Below are 690 nucleotides of genomic sequence, written 5' to 3' on the forward strand. Positions count from 1 at the left end.
CCTAAATTAGTATCTAGTGCTACATTCATCAGTACAATTTTAAGCTTAATCACTTTACCAATTATTATGTGGTTACTGAATGTTTCCATTCCCGCATAATCATTTATGCTCGATTGGCTCTGTAATTGTGAATTACCCCAATGATGATGACTAATACCAATAAAATTGCAGAGGCCAGTGCAAATACCCCAAAGTATCCCATTGCTGTGATGGGCTTGATCCACCAAAACAATAAAACATAAGGCGCGCAAATGATCACTAAAACAATGACAATTAAAACTAAAAAAATGGGCATATTAAAACCTATGGATGATCAAATAGCCATGAGTTTAACAAAGCAAAAGGTTCACGAATATAAGCAACAAAAATAGAGCGTGTATCCGTTGGTGTTGCGGCTGCTAATCCTGACACATGCTCTATCCCAGAACGTGCTGCTAACATTAATGATCTTGGTAAATGAAAATCATTTGTCACAACAACTGCATTGTGAATATTCATTAGTTTTTTAGAATTAATGAACTGATGCGCTGTACGGGTAGAATCATCTTCTAACAAGATATTTTCGGAAGGAATCCCCCGTTTTACCAAATATTCTTGCATCACTTCAGCTTCACTTTTAGCATAACCTTGAGTTTTGCCACCTGAAACAATGACTTTCACTTTTGGAGATTCTAACCAATATTGATAAGC

2 protein-coding genes are annotated in these 690 nt (G+C 35.9%); both read right to left on the minus strand.

Annotated elements, in window-relative coordinates; genetic code table 11:
• Positions 1–103 precede the first annotated feature (103 nt).
• The gene (locus BZK14_RS11905; protein ID WP_077926692.1) at positions 104–295 is read right to left on the minus strand and encodes a hypothetical protein; all 192 of its coding nucleotides are present in this window, start codon (positions 293–295) and stop codon (positions 104–106) included.
• An 8-nt stretch (positions 296–303) separates the two neighbouring features.
• A partial coding sequence (locus BZK14_RS11910) for a YdcF family protein (protein WP_143691470.1) occupies positions 304–690 on the minus strand: 387 nt, incomplete at its 5' end.

The organism is Wohlfahrtiimonas larvae (assembly GCF_002006755.1).
GTDB lineage: Bacteria > Pseudomonadota > Gammaproteobacteria > Cardiobacteriales > Wohlfahrtiimonadaceae > Wohlfahrtiimonas > Wohlfahrtiimonas larvae.